Source organism: Pseudoalteromonas sp. UCD-33C (assembly GCF_001306895.1).
GTDB lineage: Bacteria > Pseudomonadota > Gammaproteobacteria > Enterobacterales > Alteromonadaceae > Pseudoalteromonas.
This window is the reverse complement of the sequence record NZ_LJTB01000006.1, coordinates 85,471-100,779: the sequence shown is the minus strand read 5'-3', so window position 1 is coordinate 100,779 and position 15,309 is coordinate 85,471. Positions and strand designations below refer to the sequence as shown.

18 protein-coding genes are annotated in these 15,309 nt (G+C 42.4%); 12 read left to right on the top strand and 6 right to left on the bottom strand.

The genetic code is table 11. The annotated features are described in order from the left end of the window. Positions 1-99: 99 nt before the first annotated feature. Together AOG26_RS13075 and hmpA are read left to right on the top strand one after the other, a co-directional pair. On the top strand, positions 100-1,332 hold the full coding sequence (locus AOG26_RS13075; protein ID WP_054562886.1) for an NnrS family protein: 1,233 nt from the start codon (positions 100-102) through the stop codon (positions 1,330-1,332). Positions 1,333-1,352: 20 nt separating this feature from the next. Beyond that, positions 1,353-2,516, top strand: a complete 1,164-nt coding sequence (hmpA, locus tag AOG26_RS13070; RefSeq protein ID WP_054562885.1) for an NO-inducible flavohemoprotein — start codon at positions 1,353-1,355, stop codon at positions 2,514-2,516. A gap of 33 nt (positions 2,517-2,549) precedes the next feature. On the opposite strand, the gene AOG26_RS13065 is transcribed toward hmpA, so the two are convergent. From AOG26_RS13065 to AOG26_RS13055, 3 genes are all read right to left on the bottom strand, one after another. After that, complete coding sequence (locus AOG26_RS13065; protein WP_054562884.1) at positions 2,550-2,924, bottom strand: hypothetical protein; 375 nt, start codon at positions 2,922-2,924, stop codon at positions 2,550-2,552. Next, entirely contained in the window at positions 2,917-4,539 is a 1,623-nt protein-coding gene (locus AOG26_RS13060) for a S41 family peptidase (protein ID WP_054562883.1), read from the bottom strand. The genes AOG26_RS13065 and AOG26_RS13060 overlap by 8 nt, the downstream gene beginning before the upstream one ends. A 99-nt stretch (positions 4,540-4,638) precedes the next feature. Further along, on the bottom strand, positions 4,639-5,292 hold the full coding sequence (locus AOG26_RS13055; RefSeq protein ID WP_082401676.1) for an endonuclease: 654 nt from the start codon (positions 5,290-5,292) through the stop codon (positions 4,639-4,641). 116 nt (positions 5,293-5,408) lie between these two features. Here AOG26_RS13055 and AOG26_RS13050 point away from each other — a divergent pair, with 116 nt between their 5' ends. Continuing rightward, positions 5,409-5,762, top strand: a complete 354-nt coding sequence (locus AOG26_RS13050; protein ID WP_054562881.1) for a VOC family protein — start codon at positions 5,409-5,411, stop codon at positions 5,760-5,762. Here AOG26_RS13050 and AOG26_RS13045 read toward each other — a convergent pair. Further along, positions 5,737-6,462 (bottom strand): hypothetical protein, encoded by a 726-nt coding sequence (locus AOG26_RS13045; RefSeq protein WP_054562880.1) that lies wholly within the window; start codon positions 6,460-6,462, stop codon positions 5,737-5,739. The genes AOG26_RS13050 and AOG26_RS13045 overlap by 26 nt on opposite strands. 158 nt (positions 6,463-6,620) lie before the next feature. Here AOG26_RS13045 and AOG26_RS13040 point away from each other — a divergent pair, with 158 nt between their 5' ends. Next, the gene (locus AOG26_RS13040; RefSeq protein WP_054554459.1) at positions 6,621-7,001 is read left to right on the top strand and encodes a hypothetical protein; all 381 of its coding nucleotides are present in this window, start codon (positions 6,621-6,623) and stop codon (positions 6,999-7,001) included. 7 nt (positions 7,002-7,008) lie between these two features. Here the strand turns inward: AOG26_RS13040 and AOG26_RS13035 are convergent, their stop codons facing one another. Then, a complete protein-coding gene (locus tag AOG26_RS13035; protein WP_054562879.1) occupies positions 7,009-7,446 on the bottom strand; it encodes a PaaI family thioesterase in 438 nt (145 codons plus the stop codon). A 161-nt stretch (positions 7,447-7,607) separates the two neighbouring features. On the opposite strand from AOG26_RS13035, the gene lexA reads away from it, so the two are divergent. The 5 genes from lexA (at position 7,608) to AOG26_RS13010 (ending at position 12,843) form a co-directional block, all read left to right on the top strand. Further along, on the top strand, positions 7,608-8,225 hold the full coding sequence (gene lexA / locus AOG26_RS13030; protein ID WP_054554457.1) for a transcriptional repressor LexA: 618 nt from the start codon (positions 7,608-7,610) through the stop codon (positions 8,223-8,225). A 437-nt stretch (positions 8,226-8,662) separates the two neighbouring features. Then, on the top strand, positions 8,663-9,805 hold the full coding sequence (gene coxB, locus AOG26_RS13025; RefSeq protein ID WP_054562878.1) for a cytochrome c oxidase subunit II: 1,143 nt from the start codon (positions 8,663-8,665) through the stop codon (positions 9,803-9,805). Beyond that, positions 9,805-11,400: a cytochrome c oxidase subunit I gene (ctaD, locus tag AOG26_RS13020; RefSeq protein WP_054554455.1), complete on the top strand. Its 1,596-nt coding sequence runs from the start codon at positions 9,805-9,807 to the stop codon at positions 11,398-11,400. The genes coxB and ctaD overlap by 1 nt, the downstream gene beginning before the upstream one ends. Then, on the top strand, positions 11,400-11,930 hold the full coding sequence (locus AOG26_RS13015; protein ID WP_054554454.1) for a cytochrome c oxidase assembly protein: 531 nt from the start codon (positions 11,400-11,402) through the stop codon (positions 11,928-11,930). The genes ctaD and AOG26_RS13015 overlap by 1 nt, the downstream gene beginning before the upstream one ends. 37 nt (positions 11,931-11,967) lie before the next feature. Beyond that, positions 11,968-12,843: a cytochrome c oxidase subunit 3 gene (locus AOG26_RS13010; RefSeq protein WP_054562877.1), complete on the top strand. Its 876-nt coding sequence runs from the start codon at positions 11,968-11,970 to the stop codon at positions 12,841-12,843. Here the strand turns inward: AOG26_RS13010 and AOG26_RS21070 are convergent. Next, positions 12,743-13,054 carry a DUF2909 domain-containing protein gene (locus tag AOG26_RS21070; RefSeq protein WP_082401658.1) on the bottom strand — a complete coding sequence of 104 codons (312 nt, stop codon included), beginning with the start codon at positions 13,052-13,054 and terminating at the stop codon, positions 12,743-12,745. The genes AOG26_RS13010 and AOG26_RS21070 overlap by 101 nt on opposite strands. Before the next feature lie 14 nt (positions 13,055-13,068). On the opposite strand from AOG26_RS21070, the gene AOG26_RS13005 reads away from it, so the two are divergent. From AOG26_RS13005 to AOG26_RS12995, 3 genes are read left to right on the top strand one after another with little or no spacing between them, the layout of a single operon-like run. Beyond that, a complete protein-coding gene (locus AOG26_RS13005; RefSeq protein WP_054562876.1) occupies positions 13,069-13,818 on the top strand; it encodes an SURF1 family protein in 750 nt (249 codons plus the stop codon). Continuing rightward, the gene (locus AOG26_RS13000; RefSeq protein ID WP_054562875.1) at positions 13,799-14,293 is read left to right on the top strand and encodes a hypothetical protein; all 495 of its coding nucleotides are present in this window, start codon (positions 13,799-13,801) and stop codon (positions 14,291-14,293) included. Before AOG26_RS13005 ends, AOG26_RS13000 begins: the two co-directional genes overlap by 20 nt. Before the next feature lie 20 nt (positions 14,294-14,313). Next, positions 14,314-15,303: a COX15/CtaA family protein gene (locus AOG26_RS12995; RefSeq protein ID WP_054562874.1), complete on the top strand. Its 990-nt coding sequence runs from the start codon at positions 14,314-14,316 to the stop codon at positions 15,301-15,303. Positions 15,304-15,309: the final 6 nt, after the last annotated feature.

Genomic DNA, 15,309 nt, shown 5'->3' with positions numbered 1-15,309 from the left:
ATTTATCAAGTGTCCAAATTTAATGCATTGATATTTAATGACTTTTGTTTTTGGCTCGAACTGTGCAATAGCTAGGGAAATTAAACGCTGAGAGCACTAATGAAAGTCATTAATTTAACTGAACCTATGCCAACTAAGATCAAATTTTATCAACTCAGCCAGTGGCCGTTATGGGCATTAGCATTTCGGCCTTTTTTCTTGGCGGCAGGTGCCTTAGCTGTGTTTACAATGAGTTACTGGTTTTTAATCTTGGCGGGTTATGCACAGTGGCATCTAACAATGCCCGCAACGCTTTGGCATGCTCACGAAATGCTGTTTGGCTTTGCAGGCGTGGTTGCCATGGGCTTTTTGCTAACCGCCGCACAAACATGGACAGGTGTGGCGAGTGTAAGTGGTATTAAGCTTTGTTTGCTGAGCATGGTTTGGCTTGCTGCAAGGCTTAGTTTTTTTATTGAGATTGCAGGGTTCGAGCAGCTAAACCTTTATATTGTTAGTGCGCTACAACTCGTTTGGTGGCTAGCTGGAATTATTATTCTAGCTGACATGCTGATACAGGCGAAAAGCAGCCATAACTACTTATTTGTTGTCATCGCATCTTTGCTCTGTGCACTCAATGTGATTTTTTTGAGCTTAGTTGTACTTAATAAAATGTCGCTGGCACTGGGGGTTGTTGATACCGCTGTACTTATCATGACACTGCTAGTTGGTGTTGTCGCTGGGCGAGTTGTGCCATTTTTTACCGCGCGCGGCCTTAACCTAACTGAACAAGTTAGAACCCCCAAGCTCGATAATTTAGTCGTATTTAGCTCATTTTTCGCCATTGCGTGGTTCTTTATGAGTCAGCTATTTTTTAGCGCAATGAGCACTGGTTGGGTTTTTGCTTGGCTTGCTTGTTTACATTCAGCTCGGTGTGTTTTGTGGTGGCATAAAGGCATTCTAAAAGTGCCTTTGCTATGGTCATTACACGTGGCTTATTGGGCTTTATCGGTTGGTTTAATACTTATCGCGCTGAGCTATTTCAGCCCTATTATCTTATTCAAAGATGCGCTTCATCTGATCACTGTTGGCACCATAGGTGTGATGATCATCGCCATGATGGTACGTGTCTCTCATGGTCACACTGGGCGCGCATTACAAGCCCCTGCGTACATTAGTTTGGCATTTGTACTCATTGTGATAGCTGCCATTGTACGTTCGTTACTTCCTGTTTATTTAGGTCATCACCTTGCATGGCAGTTAAGTGCGTTGCTGTGGGTTGCTGGCTTTAGCTTATTTTTATTTCATTGTGCGCCCATCTTAGTGAATCGTCGTGTTGATGGTCGCCGCGGTTAATCTCTCCAATAGGAAAAACTATGTTATCTGAAAAAACGATCCAGATTGTTAAAAGTACTTTGCCGTTGCTTGCACAAGCAGGCCCTCAAGTGACTGAGTATTTTTATGATCGTATGTTTAGCTACAACCCTGAGCTTAAAAATATTTTTAATATGACACATCAGCAATCGGGCTCTCAGCAATTTGCGCTGTTTAATGCCTTAGCTGCCTATGCGGCAAATATTGATAACTTGGCAGTGTTAAAAGGTGCGCTTGCGCGCATTAATCATAAACACACCAGTTACCATATTTTGCCAGAGCATTATCCTATTGTTGGTGGACATTTGATTGCGACTTTAAAAGAGTTATTGCCAGAACAATTTACTCCTGAGGTCGAGTATGCATGGCGTGAAGCCTATTCATTATTAGCTGATGTATGTATTAATGAGGAGATGTCGCTATATCAAAAAACCAAAAAGGCACCGGGAGGTTGGTTTGGTACTCGTACTTTCACTATTACAGAAAAACGTATGGAGTCATCGCAAATTTGTAGTTTCACCTTAACGCCTGCCGATACAAAGCCTGTAGTGGCGTATTTACCGGGCCAATATTTAGGGATTAAAGTAACGCCTGCAAACAGTGATTTAACGCAAGTGAGGCAATACTCTTTATCGCAGCAAAGTAATGGTCGTAATTACCGTATTAGTGTGAAAAAAGAAGGCTTGGTATCTAACTACCTTCACAGCTTAACTGAGGGGGATGAGGTAGAAATTTACCCACCTGCAGGCGACTTTGTGCTTCGCGAAATTGACTCGCCTGTTGTATTGATCTCAGCGGGAGTTGGTCAAACCCCTATGATGGCGATGCTCGAAACACTATTAAGTAATCAACCTAATCAGCCAATTCATTACCTGCATGCTTGCGACAGTGAGACGCAGTTTGCCTTTAAAGAGTATTTATTTAAGCAACAGCAAGCGCACGCTTCATTACATTGTGTTACCTGGTTTAAAGATGGCAAGAGGGGCGATTTTGCGGGCTTAATGGATGTAAACCACATCGCTGACAGCTTACCAATAAGCAAAGGTGACTTTTACCTGTGTGGCCCAATCGCATTTATGGCAATGATAAAAGAGCAACTACTAGGTATTGGGGTTGCAAGTGAACGCATTCATTATGAGGTGTTTGGCCCTCATCAAAGTCTATGATGTAAAAGGCGCAGCTGAAGCTGCGCCTTTTTGTTAGTTAACTTCGCACTCTACATTAGAAAGTGGAATACGGAGCTCTTTTTTGGGGTAGTAAAGCAGGCATTGCTCGCCCGCCTTTTGCAACACAAACTTCTCAGAGGGAATTGAATGGGCACCCATAATTGGCAGGCCATCAGGCCCTTTGTTGGTGCCGTGGTCAATCAGTAACTCTGCGCTTTTAGTAAACACATCATCGGCTAAGGTGACCAGTGCACCGCCCTTAGCAGACTGAATAGCCTGCTGTATATCAGTAATCACTCCCGGGTTTACCCGAACAAGCGTGGCATCTTGCGGTTGCTCCGCTTGAGTACTTTTACAGCCAGCTATGCTTGCCAGTAAGGTGCAGGTTAATAACAGTGCTTTATTCATTATCACCTTCCTTAGCTGGTAGCGGACGGGTTAAATCCATATTATTTTTGTAAAGTGTAGTATTGGCTTTTAGCGCAATACCAGCTTCATCAGCAGCATAAGATGAGGTTGTCGCTTGCTTAGCTGTGACACTTTGCGTTACCACTGGGCAACTATCATTCTCAATATGATAAAGCGCTGCACTCAGAAGTGTTTCATCACTATCACCTAACTGGTGGTTAAAGTCGTCATCGAGTTCACAGCCTTTTACATCTGCATCGAATTGCGGTGAAGGAGTTGGTACTAAGCCGTCAGAGTATTCGCCAAAGCCTTTGTAATTCACACCCGTTAGCTGAATGGTGTAGTAAGTGGTTGCACAGTTATGCGTTGGGGTAAAACCATATGGTTTACCGCAGGTTTTACCACCTATTAAAACAACTTCAGTATCTATGCCTTTTAAGCCATTGATAAGTGCTTCTGATGCTGAACACGTATTATCAGTGCTGAGTACATAGACTTTCGATAAATTTAAGTCAGGGAGAATGTTACCTGTTCCCTCGAAAGTAGAATAATCGACTTCAATATCAATAAACGGGTATGGGTCGCTCTCGGGCTGCTTGTCATTTTCAATGACTTGATAGTAAAAATAGTCACTCGTATTGGCTGGACCTGCAATCATATAGGCAAGTTGTGAAGAAAGCGCTAATAAACCACCGCCATTGTATCTAAGGTCGATCACAAGCTCGTCGATATTGTCGGTTTTGAACTTATTCACAGCACTTATCAGCTCAGGCTGAGCAATACTTATATGGCTGTTAAACTGCATGTAGCCAACTTTAGTGCCATCTCCTGTGGTAATAGTATCGACATTTTGTACAGGTGTTTGGGTTATATTACCTGCGACTAGAGTAAACGATTTTTCGGTGCCATCATTACTGCGTACAACAAAATTGTGCGAGTCGCCAGCTGTCGGCCCAAATAGCGCTTCATTTAGAATATCTACGCCTTGTTGGGTATTAGTGTCAATGCTGACGTCGTCGACCATTAAAATAGTATCACCGCGTTGTAAGCCTGCATTTGCAGCTGGTGAGTCACTCTCTAAATAGGCTACACGTAACTCTCGTGGCGGAACATTACTGATAAATGCCCAGTTAATTCCATAGCCAGAAACGACCCCAGATTGAGCCTCTTGAAAATACTCATCTGTCGGCCTGCTGAAATGGAATTGATCTTTATAAGCACCAGAGTCTGTTTTTTCGAAGGTTTTTAATTGATCAAAATAAGCGGCGACAGAGCTGAAGTTATCTGGGTCATTGTCTTCTATTTCATCGTACCAAAGATAGGTTTCGTCACTCCATGAACGAAGCCACATCTTCTCAGTAAACTCAGAGCCTGCTGTATCTGGGTAAGGTTGATTATCGTTATATGGATCATTGCCAGTTCGTGGTACAGCGCATTGATCTTTAAATTCGCTTGATGGCTCAAAGACACCAGCCGTCCAAGTGGGTTCAGAAGTTGTTGGTGGTGGATTCGTGGTATCGGTATTGCTCGATGAGCCACCACCGCCGCAGCCAGATAAAGACATGCCTGAAGCCGCTAAGAAGACAGCTAAAGCGAGTTTGTTATTTTTAAACATGGTGCTTCCTTTCTTATATAAATTGTTTAAAAACTAACAATTACTTAATCTGAAAGCAATAAATTATAGTGTCTAAAATGTAAACGAATGTGCTGCTAGTTATAAAGATTTGCGATTGCTAATTTCAGCTATTTCAAGCTTTTGCCACGATTCAAATAATTTACGTTGTTTATCAGATATTTTTAAGCCATAGGTTTTTTGCATATAAAAATAGGTATCGGCTATTTGCTTTCTTGCATAAATGGGTGGCTCAAATACGCGTTGCTTAAAGTCGACTTTTACAGGGCATGCTCCGTAACTTGCACTTGATGTTGACACCATGCCGTAGCGAAAGTTTGAACGGTCAGCATTGATCTCGCCTATAGCAGGTGCAAGGTTATTAATGTCAGCTTCCATTTGACGAAACTTTTCACTGACCTTTTTACAGTTTTTGCGACCGCCATCCTGCCAGCATTGTAATTGATGACCAAACTCCCAGGCAGGCACAATGTGCTCCCACTCTATTCTTTTTGCGCGAGCATTCTCTTTTCCTGAACGGGTGACAGAGTTTCTAGGAATATAACCACACGCATCAGGGTCTGGCACAAGTTTTTTACCTTGGCGCTTGATATCGCAACCACAATATAAGCTTTTACTATTGCTTGGTAGACTCTTAATTAAATGCTTTTTGGCACTGTAAAAGCTCGAAAACTCTTTAGCGGATATAGGAAAAGTGAAAATAAAACAAAGGGCTAAGTATAGAAATAAACGCATATCCATCACATCAGTGAACTACAGGAACAGCTATTCTAGAGCGACTATTCTAAAAAGGAAAAGTTTTTCAACTCAGCTATAGTTGTTAGGCCGTTTTTATTAAAGGAATTACAACCATGTTATTAGGTGCTTTTTCTGTAAGTCTAAATGTAAAAGATATTCGTGCTTCAAAGCAGTTTTATGAAAAGCTAGGTTTCAAAGAGTTTGCTGGGGAGATAGAACAGCATTGGCTAATAATGAAAAACGGTGAACATTTAATTGGTTTGTTTCAAGGTATGTTTGATAAAACCATGCTGACCTTTAATCCTGGGTGGGATCAAAATGCTGAAGCTTTGGATGAATTTGCAACCTTTGAGCAATTAGCTGCACAATTTCAGCAACAAGGATTAGAAATACAAAAGGCCGGTGACGCGAGTTTTATTATCACCGACCCAGATGGCAATCCTATTTTGATTGACCAACACGTGTAGCTGGCTTTTTACGTTTAATTCGAACGTTTTGTAGTAACAAGAGAACTCCTGTAATACAAAATAGTACGCTGGTGGCTGAGAAGCTGATGAGTAGTGGATTGTTAAAGTTCTCACGCTCATCATAATCCATAATGTGTAGCATCCAGAAAAAGTCGAAAATGCGCCACAGGGTGCTGCGCACAGTTATAACTTTACCGGTTTGGCTATCTAAATATAAGGTTGTTGTTAACCAATCATCGAAGCTAATTTGCCAAACATTGGCTTTGTGACCGACTTCTCTAGGCCCTTTTGTTAATAACTGCGCTTGCGTTATTTTTGCGTCAATAAGCAGGTGAGCTTGCGCATTTTCAATGATTTGCGCTTTACTCGGTGCAGGCATTTTAGCACCTGTTCTGCCATCAAAAATAAACGTACCGCTAGAGGATGTAACTTCTATAATCGGGGTATTTAAAAAATGGCTATATTTAATCCCCTCGATTTGCTCGAATTGCGCTGTTATTTTATCAATTGAAGCAGGGTAGTCCGACAATAAAAATGGGCTACTTAAACTGCGATTAGCCAGATGCTTACCATGCACTTTTTCAAGTGGTAATGAGCTCATTACCAGCCCACCTAAGAGCCAAAAAAAGATCTGCAAAGCAAGTAAGTAGCCAAGCCATTTATGCCCTTTACGAGCATACTTAAACAGGCGTTTATTCATTATTACCCCGTTATTATTGTTATGTGGGCGCTATTTTAGGTTGTTTAGCTAGATTGCCAATGCGGCATAATGTCGCATTAACTGTATTCTAGATTTGGTATATATACAAAACTGAGTTAAAGTTTCAGTCGATATAAATAGAGGGTAAAAACGAGAGTATGTCGGAAATTCAATTTTTAAATGTAGATCTGGAGCTTGAATCAAAGCACGATATTAGTGCGCTTGTTGCTGATTTGAAGAAAAACGCCATGGTTTTACATTATGACCAAGATGAATACCGCCAACTAGCACGTATTGAAGCAACCGCAGATATCAGCTCTCCTGATAAAGCAATTAACCAGCTTTGCGAGCTTATTGAGTCTTGCTCGCGCAATGCATTAAAACAGTGGTTATCGTGCTCAAAGCGTACATTTGATATAGGCTTTGAATCAGGTAATTCGCCTAAATGCTTTAACCAACCCCTGCATGCCGATACCTTGTTACGTATCTCTGCAATTGGCGCAGGGATTGAAATTACTATTTATCCTGTCGAAAAATAGCCTGAATTTATCGCTCTACAACAGCTGCGGTCATTCTTGATACGCAGCAAAGCTCTCCTGCGGCATTGGTAATTTTAATATCCCAAACAGAAGTTCGCTTACCTAAATGCAGCGGTCTAGCAGTTGCTGTTAACGTTCCTTTGCGTGACGCTTTCATGTGGTTGGCATTAATTTCTTGGCCAACAGCATAAAACTTATTGAAATCAACCACGAAATTGGCTGCATAGCTTGCCACTGTCTCTGCTAATACAACGTTTGCTCCGCCATGGACCATGCCCATAGGGTTATGATGCTCAGGAATAGCAGGCATGGTTGCCATTAAATAATCATCGCCAATTTCAGTTACCTCAATGCCCATAGTTTTCATTAAAGTGCCTTGACCGGTAATCCCTTGTTCAAGCTCTTTGCAAAGCTCTAACGTGATTGGTTGGTGCCAAATACTCATTGTGTTTCCTTAGCCTGCTAATTAAAGCTAATACCTTATGGCATCTTTCGGTGTGGTTCAATGTTAGTTTTGTAGCAATATGATGGGGTTAATTTAAATTTGCGATTTTCAAATAACTGTATATACTCACAGTTAAATGTACTGTATGGAAAACCAGTTGTATGCGCCCATTAACTAAACGCCAATCGCAAATTTTAGAACTAATTAAAGTCTTTATTAAAGATACAGGCATGCCACCTACGCGTGCTGAAATAGCTCAAACATTGGGTTTTAAAAGTGCCAACGCTGCTGAAGAACACCTAAAAGCACTGGCAAAAAAAGGCATGATCAAAATGAAGCCTGGGGCGAGTCGCGGTATTCAGTTAATTGAAGAAGATGAGCCAGAGCAGTTAGGCTTACCTTTAATTGGCCGTGTTGCAGCCGGTGAACCTATTTTGGCTCAAGAGCATGTTGAAAGTCACTGCCAAGTTGATCCTTCATTATTTAAACCTGCTGCCGATTTCTTACTGCGTGTAAATGGTATGAGTATGAAAGACATTGGTATTATGGATGGCGATTTGCTTGCAGTACACAGAACGCAAGTTGCTGAAAACGGGCAAGTAGTTGTAGCTCGAGTCGATGAAGATGTAACAGTTAAGCGTCTAGAAAAAGCGGGTCGCAAAGTACTTTTACACGCTGAGAACGAAGAGTTTTCGCCTATTGAGGTTGACCTTGAGCATGAGTCGTTCAACATCGAGGGGTTAGCGGTAGGTGTTATTCGTAACGCTGACTGGATGTAAGCGTTCCCAATTTGGTGCATTAAATTGACTCAATTTGGTGCGCCACTGAAATTTTACTACTTAATTAGGATTTGTGAATCCTTACTCTTCATTTAAAGCCTTATATAGCGCAGTTTTCCTCTCTTTTTACATTTCGTACTTACTCCTAAACATTAAATAACGCGCTGATTATAGTTGTTATTTCTGCACCAAAATAAACATTTATTATCATTAAAACTTGCTTATTGGTCATTTTTTAACTAATTGGTTAATACACTGTATTAACACCTAATTAATAAAAAGACACAAAAATGTGCGAGGTGTTAGTCAAGGGGCCGGTATCATAAGTGGGTCAAAATGATACGTAGTCGCTCTGAACAATAAGAAAAACGAATGGGCACCTTGTTGTATCGCCTTTTCGCTTTGCGTCTTGCAATAGCATCTAAAGGAGCCGTCACATGGGTAAACTGCGTTACGCCTTGTGGCTTATATTGTTTGCACTTCCTGAGCTTGCATTGGCAAATAGCCAATACAATATGCGTAAAGGGGTGACCGATATAAGTAATAATGTTTATGAGTTACACATGACGATATTTATTATCTGCTGTGTAATCGGCATCATCGTATTTGCGGTGATGTTTTGGGCTTTAATACACCACCGTAAATCCAAAGGGGCCAAGCCTGCCCAATTTCATGAAAGTACAAAAGTTGAAATACTTTGGACTGCCATTCCATTTGTCATCTTAATCGCCATGGCTGTGCCTGCCACAAAAACCTTAATTGCCATGGAAGATGCTTCTAAAGCCGATATCACCATTAAAGTGACTGGCTCACAATGGAAGTGGCATTACGAGTACATGGGTGAAGACATTGCTTATTACTCGATTCTATCTACTCCTAAAGATCAAATAGACAACCAAGCAGAGAAAACTGAGCATTATTTGCTTGAAGTAGATAAACCGCTAGTACTTCCTATCAATAAAAAAGTTCGCTTTTTAATGACCTCAGACGATGTAATTCATTCATGGTGGGTGCCTGATTTTGCGGTTAAAAAGGATGCAAATCCTGGGTTTATCAATGAAGCGTGGACACGTATTAACGAGCCAGGAGTATACCGTGGTCAATGTGCTGAGTTATGCGGTAAAGATCATGGCTTTATGCCTGTTGTGGTGAAAGCCTTACCTGAAGATGAATTTGCTAATTGGCTTGCAGATGCCAAGCAAGAAAAAGCCAATGCGGCCGCAGCAGATGCTGCTTTGCTTGATCAAACATTACCGAAAGAAGAGCTTATGGTCTTAGGTGAGCAAGTGTATATGGCAAGCTGTGCTGCATGTCACCAACCTACCGGTATGGGCCTACCAGGCGTATTTCCAGCACTTAAAGGCAGCCCGATTGTATTAGGTGATGTAAAAGATCACATAGATATCGTGTTACACGGTAAGCCTGGCACAGCAATGCAAGCGTTTGATAAACAGCTTTCAATTAAGCAACTTGCTGCGGTTATTACTTATAAGCGAAACGCGTGGGGTAATGATACCGGCGATGTTATCCAACCGAGTCAAATTCAAGCCGCGATTGATGCAGCAGCGGAGGCGAACTAATGAGTAATGTTATTAACGAGCAAGCAACTGGGCATGCGCATCACGACCATCACCATCCTGCGAAAGGTTTTAAGCGTTGGCTTTACACCACCAATCATAAAGACATCGGGAGTTTATACCTGATTTTTTCACTCACCATGTTTTTAATTGGTGGAGCCATGGCAATGGTGATCCGTGCTGAACTCTTTCAGCCTGGATTACAGCTAGTCGACCCGCACTTTTTTAACCAAATGACCACAGTACATGGTTTGATTATGGTGTTTGGTGCCGTTATGCCCGCGTTCACTGGGCTTGCAAACTGGATGGTGCCTATGATGATAGGCGCACCAGACATGGCCTTACCACGTATGAATAACTGGAGCTTTTGGATATTGCCGTTTGCATTTTTAATTCTATTGGCTTCGTTACTTATGCCTGGTGGTGGTCCTGCGTTTGGTTGGACTTTTTACGCACCACTATCAACAACTTACAGCAACGATAACACTGCACTTTTTGTGTTTGCCGTACATATCATGGGTATCAGCTCAATTATGGGGGCGATTAACGTTATCGTGACTATCGTCAACTTAAGAGCGCCAGGTATGACGTGGATGAAGCTGCCGCTATTTGTTTGGACATGGTTAATCACTGCATTCTTGTTAATTGCTGTTATGCCTGTCCTAGCAGGGGCAGTCACTATGGTGTTGACCGATAAATACTTCGCAACCAGCTTTTTTGATGCAGCCGGTGGGGGCGACCCTGTGATGTTCCAGCACATTTTCTGGTTCTTCGGTCACCCCGAAGTGTACATCATGATTTTGCCGGCCTTTGGCATTATATCGACTATCGTACCGACCTTCTCGCGCAAAAAGCTATTTGGCTATGCGTCTATGGTGTATGCAACTTCATCGATTGCGCTGCTAAGTTTTATCGTTTGGGCACATCATATGTTTACCACAGGGATGCCTGTGGCAGGCGAGTTGTTTTTCATGTACGCCACCATGCTTATCTCGGTACCAACGGGCGTTAAAGTGTTTAACTGGGTGGCCACCATGTGGCGCGGTTCGATTAGCTTCGAAATTCCGATGATGTTTGCCATCGCCTTTATTGTGTTATTCACCTTAGGTGGTTTCTCTGGCTTGATGCTTGCGATTACACCAGCAGATTTTCAGTATCACGATACCTATTTTGTGGTGGCTCACTTCCATTATGTGCTTGTGACGGGGGCTGTGTTCTCAATTATGGCGGGAGCCTATTATTGGTTACCGAAATGGACTGGCAACATGTACAACGAAACGCTGGCGAAATGGCATTTTTGGTTATCGCTAATCAGTGTCAACGTGTTGTTCTTCCCTATGCACTTTGTTGGCCTTGCTGGTATGCCGCGTCGTATTCCTGACTATGCTCTGCAATTCGCTGACTTTAACGCCATTATCAGTATTGGTGGTTTTGCATTTGGCTTATCGCAACTGTTGTTTGTATTGGTGGTATTTAAATGTGCTCGAGGTGGCGAAAAGGCACCTGCCAAAGTATGGGATGGAGCTGAAGGTTTAGAGTGGGAAGTCGATTCTCCAGCGCCTTATCACACCTTTGAAACACCGCCGGAGATTAAGTAATGAACCATGCACCTTTGCTAAAAAAACTGCTGATTACATGCTTGCTCATGTTCGCATTTGCTTTTGCAATGGTGCCGCTTTACGACGTGTTTTGCGACGTTACAGGGTTGAATGGTAAGCCATCATTAGAAAAAGCGAGCGCGAGTGAATCAATAAATACACAGCGCCAAGTTGATGTCAGCTTTACCACTCACGCCCAAAGCGGCGCGCCATTTAAGGTGCAGTCTGAGCAATACAGCGTGGCGGTACAACCTGGTGCCATGCGTGAAGTTAAATTCTCAGCAAAGAACACCAGTAATGAAGACAAAGTCATGCAAGCAATTCCATCAGTATCACCGGGTAAAGCGGCAAAGTACTTACATAAAATCGCCTGTTTTTGCTTTGATCAGCAGCCAATGAAAGCCGGTGAAGAAATGGAATTTACCTTGTTGTTTTATGTTGATACTGAGTTACCCGACGATGTTGAGGAACTGACGTTGTCGTATACCGTGTTTGATATTAGCGGGCATGTTGTGGCTAAAAACGATTAAAAGCCGCCAAGCTAATTGCTAATTGGGAGCAAACAAAATGAATCAAAATTATGAAAAATACTATGTTCCAGCCGAGAGTCCTTGGCCAATAGTTGGTGCCATCGCGATGTTTTTAATTGCTGTTGGTGCTGGCTTAACTGTGATGCAAGTAAGTGGTGAGGGCAGTAGTGGCCAGTATGTCTTGTATCTAGGCATTGCCATATTAATTTATATGGTTTTTAGCTGGTTTAGAAACGTTATTGAAGAGTCTCATAAAGGACTTTACTCAGCACAAATGGACCGCTCATTCAGACAAGGTATGAGCTGGTTCATATTCTCTGAGGTTATGTTCTTTATGGCGTTTTTTGGCGCTCTTTTTTACGCACGTATGATTTCGGTGCCTTGGCTCGGTGGCGCTGGTAATAATGCTATGACCAACGAAGTACTCTGGCCAACCTTTGAAGCCGTATGGCCGCTATTAACTACGCCAGCGGGCGAGACCACACAGGCTATGGGCTGGCAAGGTCTACCTCTGATCAACACGCTTATTCTGCTTACCTCATCGGTCACAATTCACTTTGCTCATGTTGCGATAGAAAACAATAAGCGCGGCGCTCTAAAGGTATTTTTATCTTTAACTGTGCTACTAGGTGTGATTTTCCTTGGCTTACAAGTATACGAGTATATGCATGCATACCAAGATTTAGGCTTGACCTTAGATGCGGGTGTTTATGGGAATACCTTTTTCTTGTTAACGGGCTTTCACGGTATGCACGTGACATTAGGCACCATTATTTTATTTGTGGTGCTACTTAGAATTTTTAAAGGCCACTTCACGAGTGAAAAGCATTTTGCTTTTCAAGCGGCTGCTTGGTATTGGCACTTTGTGGATGTGGTGTGGTTGTGTTTATTTGTGTTTGTGTACGTGCTGTAGCTTTGTGAAGCGGCGACGGGTTGGTGTGAATAAAGCCCAATTTCATTGCGGCAATGATGAGCACCAGCACAATACCTGAAAACAGCACTCGACGACCTAAGTAATGCGACATGGGTTTCGAGTGCTCTTTTGCTGACATCATCACAAACAGCGCTCTAAATAGGTTGAACAGAATATAAAGTAATAACAAAACAATAATGATTTTAATCATATTAGGTATTCCAAATGCAGTTAATTTTATGGCGTAAACAAAAGCTTAGCTCAATTATCGCAATTTGCGTTGTGATACTTGCAGTGCTTATTTGTATACGACTAAGCGTTTGGCAATACCAGCGAGGCGAGGAAAAACAGCAGCAACTAAGTCAGTTAGCCGTTTCGAAAGAGCAAGGCGTTTTGAGCTGGCAAGAACTGCAAAATTTACCTAGTGAGCTGAACAGAACGGGCTTGCAAGTCAAGGTCACTGGCGAGGTAAATAAACAACATTACTGGCTGCTTGATAATCAAATTTATCAGGGGCAAGTGGGCTATGACTTACTAGTAGCGATGACAATTGCAGGTGAAAGCGTGCCTTTAATCGTTAACTTTGGTTGGCTAAAAGCGCCAACAAACCGTAGCCAGTTGCCAACCGTTGTGTGGCCAGAATCAACAAGGTTTACGGCTACTGTGCAATTGAAACAAGGCAACTTACAAGGCTTCACACTTGCCGATGAGATTGGTGCAGAGCAAGGCTGGCCTAAGCGTATTCAAGGCATCGACTTAGCAATTTTTAGTGCTCAATTAGCAAAGCCCTTACAAGACTTTATTGGTTATCGCAATGAAGCAGATGGTATTGCAACCCCGCATTACCAGAGTGTCGTGATGGGGCCAGATAAACATTACGCCTATGCCTTGCAGTGGTTATTAATCGGCTTAGCGTGTGTTGTTATTGCTTATTTTGCGATGAGAAGGAGAGGTTATGAAAATAAACCCGCTTAGTTTATTCGTTTTATGCTGTTTTGTGCCGCTGGCACTTGCTTATGCAGCATTAAAGCTTGAGTGGTTACCGAGTGGTTCGAGTAATCATGGTGAGCTTTTAAGCGAAGAAGTTAAATTAGCTGATTGGCAACAAGGCGATCCTAAACAATGGACAATTGCGCTTAATTATCCAAAAGAGTGCAGTGAAGTTTGTGCAAACCAATTAGCCAGTCTAGATAACCTATATGTCGCTTTAGGTAAAAACCAGCAAAAAGTGGATGTGGCGGTACTGACAAATCAACAGCAGGTATCGGCAAATTGGCGTCAATTAGCAGTAAGTCCTGCGCTCAAAGCGGGAGACTTATACTTGGTTGATCACATGGGCTTAGTGGTTTTGCATTACCCCTACACGGCTGAGCCAGAACAAAACAGACTTATTCAAAAAGGCTTACTTAAAGACTTAAAGAAACTACTTAACTATGCGCGTTCAAGTTAAACCTCATTAAGGGGATAAAGATGTATAAAAATTATAAATATTTAGTCTTAATTACGGTTTTCTTCTCTATCTTAGTTGTTGGGCTTGGTGCTTATACACGGCTGAGTGATGCTGGGCTTGGTTGCCCTGACTGGCCTGGTTGCTATGGATTTTTAACTGTGCCAAAACATGAAACTGCTCTGTTACATGTTGAACAAAACTACCCTGATATGATGTTTGAAGCAGCAAAAGCATGGAAAGAAATGATCCATCGCTATTTTGCCGGTGCCCTTGGTTTACTTATTTTAGCCTTGTTTGTTTTTGCCTGGTTAAAACGCCAATATCCAAATACGCCGGTTAAACTGCCATTAGCACTATTATTATTGGTGGTATTCCAAGCCGTATTGGGCATGTGGACTGTCACTATGAACCTACAGCCTTTGGTTGTTATGGGGCATTTGCTCGGCGGTTTTAGTATCTTGTCGTTGCTGTTTTTATTGTATCTACGTTTAAAGACCGACCCTGTTGCTAGCAGTGATAGCGGCGCAAAGCCATATTATCAGTTAGCGCTGGTGGGCTTGGTGGTGCTAATACTGCAAATTGCGTTGGGTGGCTGGCTTGCAGCAAATTACGCCGCTCCGCATTGTAATGGCTTACCGCTGTGTAGCTACGGACAACCGTTTTCTTTGAAGAGTGTGTTTCAGCTACCGCTTGAGCACAGCACCTATGAATATGGTGTGTTATCTCAGCAGGCGCGTATGTCTATTCATCTGCTACACCGTATTTGGGCGCTGGTTACTTGTGTGGTGTTAGCGCTGATCATGTGGCGCATATATTCACGCTGTTACTCTCGAAAAATTAAGCACTGCACAGTCACTGTATTAATCGCTTTGTTGTGCCAAATCTGTTTAGGCCTAGCTGTTGTGCACTGGCACTTCCCATTAAGTGTAGCGCTTGCGCACAACCTAATGGCCGCATTGTTACTGCTTAGCATGGTAAGACTATGCTTCCACTTAAAAATAAGAACCTAGGAGGCT

Coding starts and splice junctions, on each gene's coding strand:
- AOG26_RS13000 (WP_054562875.1), top strand. CDS start 13,799: ATGAAAATAAACCCGCTTAGTTTATTCGTTTTATGCTGTTTTGTGCCG.
- AOG26_RS13065 (WP_054562884.1), bottom strand. CDS start 2,924: ATGAATAAAGCACTGTTATTAACCTGCACCTTACTGGCAAGCATAGCT.
- AOG26_RS12995 (WP_054562874.1), top strand. CDS start 14,314: ATGTATAAAAATTATAAATATTTAGTCTTAATTACGGTTTTCTTCTCT.
- lexA (WP_054554457.1), top strand. CDS start 7,608: ATGCGCCCATTAACTAAACGCCAATCGCAAATTTTAGAACTAATTAAA.
- AOG26_RS13040 (WP_054554459.1), top strand. CDS start 6,621: ATGTCGGAAATTCAATTTTTAAATGTAGATCTGGAGCTTGAATCAAAG.
- AOG26_RS13050 (WP_054562881.1), top strand. CDS start 5,409: ATGTTATTAGGTGCTTTTTCTGTAAGTCTAAATGTAAAAGATATTCGT.
- AOG26_RS21070 (WP_082401658.1), bottom strand. CDS start 13,054: ATGATTAAAATCATTATTGTTTTGTTATTACTTTATATTCTGTTCAAC.
- AOG26_RS13060 (WP_054562883.1), bottom strand. CDS start 4,539: ATGTTTAAAAATAACAAACTCGCTTTAGCTGTCTTCTTAGCGGCTTCA.
- AOG26_RS13045 (WP_054562880.1), bottom strand. CDS start 6,462: ATGAATAAACGCCTGTTTAAGTATGCTCGTAAAGGGCATAAATGGCTT.
- AOG26_RS13005 (WP_054562876.1), top strand. CDS start 13,069: ATGCAGTTAATTTTATGGCGTAAACAAAAGCTTAGCTCAATTATCGCA.
- AOG26_RS13015 (WP_054554454.1), top strand. CDS start 11,400: ATGAACCATGCACCTTTGCTAAAAAAACTGCTGATTACATGCTTGCTC.
- AOG26_RS13055 (WP_082401676.1), bottom strand. CDS start 5,292: ATGCGTTTATTTCTATACTTAGCCCTTTGTTTTATTTTCACTTTTCCT.
- AOG26_RS13010 (WP_054562877.1), top strand. CDS start 11,968: ATGAATCAAAATTATGAAAAATACTATGTTCCAGCCGAGAGTCCTTGG.
- hmpA (WP_054562885.1), top strand. CDS start 1,353: ATGTTATCTGAAAAAACGATCCAGATTGTTAAAAGTACTTTGCCGTTG.
- ctaD (WP_054554455.1), top strand. CDS start 9,805: ATGAGTAATGTTATTAACGAGCAAGCAACTGGGCATGCGCATCACGAC.
- AOG26_RS13035 (WP_054562879.1), bottom strand. CDS start 7,446: ATGAGTATTTGGCACCAACCAATCACGTTAGAGCTTTGCAAAGAGCTT.
- AOG26_RS13075 (WP_054562886.1), top strand. CDS start 100: ATGAAAGTCATTAATTTAACTGAACCTATGCCAACTAAGATCAAATTT.
- coxB (WP_054562878.1), top strand. CDS start 8,663: ATGGGTAAACTGCGTTACGCCTTGTGGCTTATATTGTTTGCACTTCCT.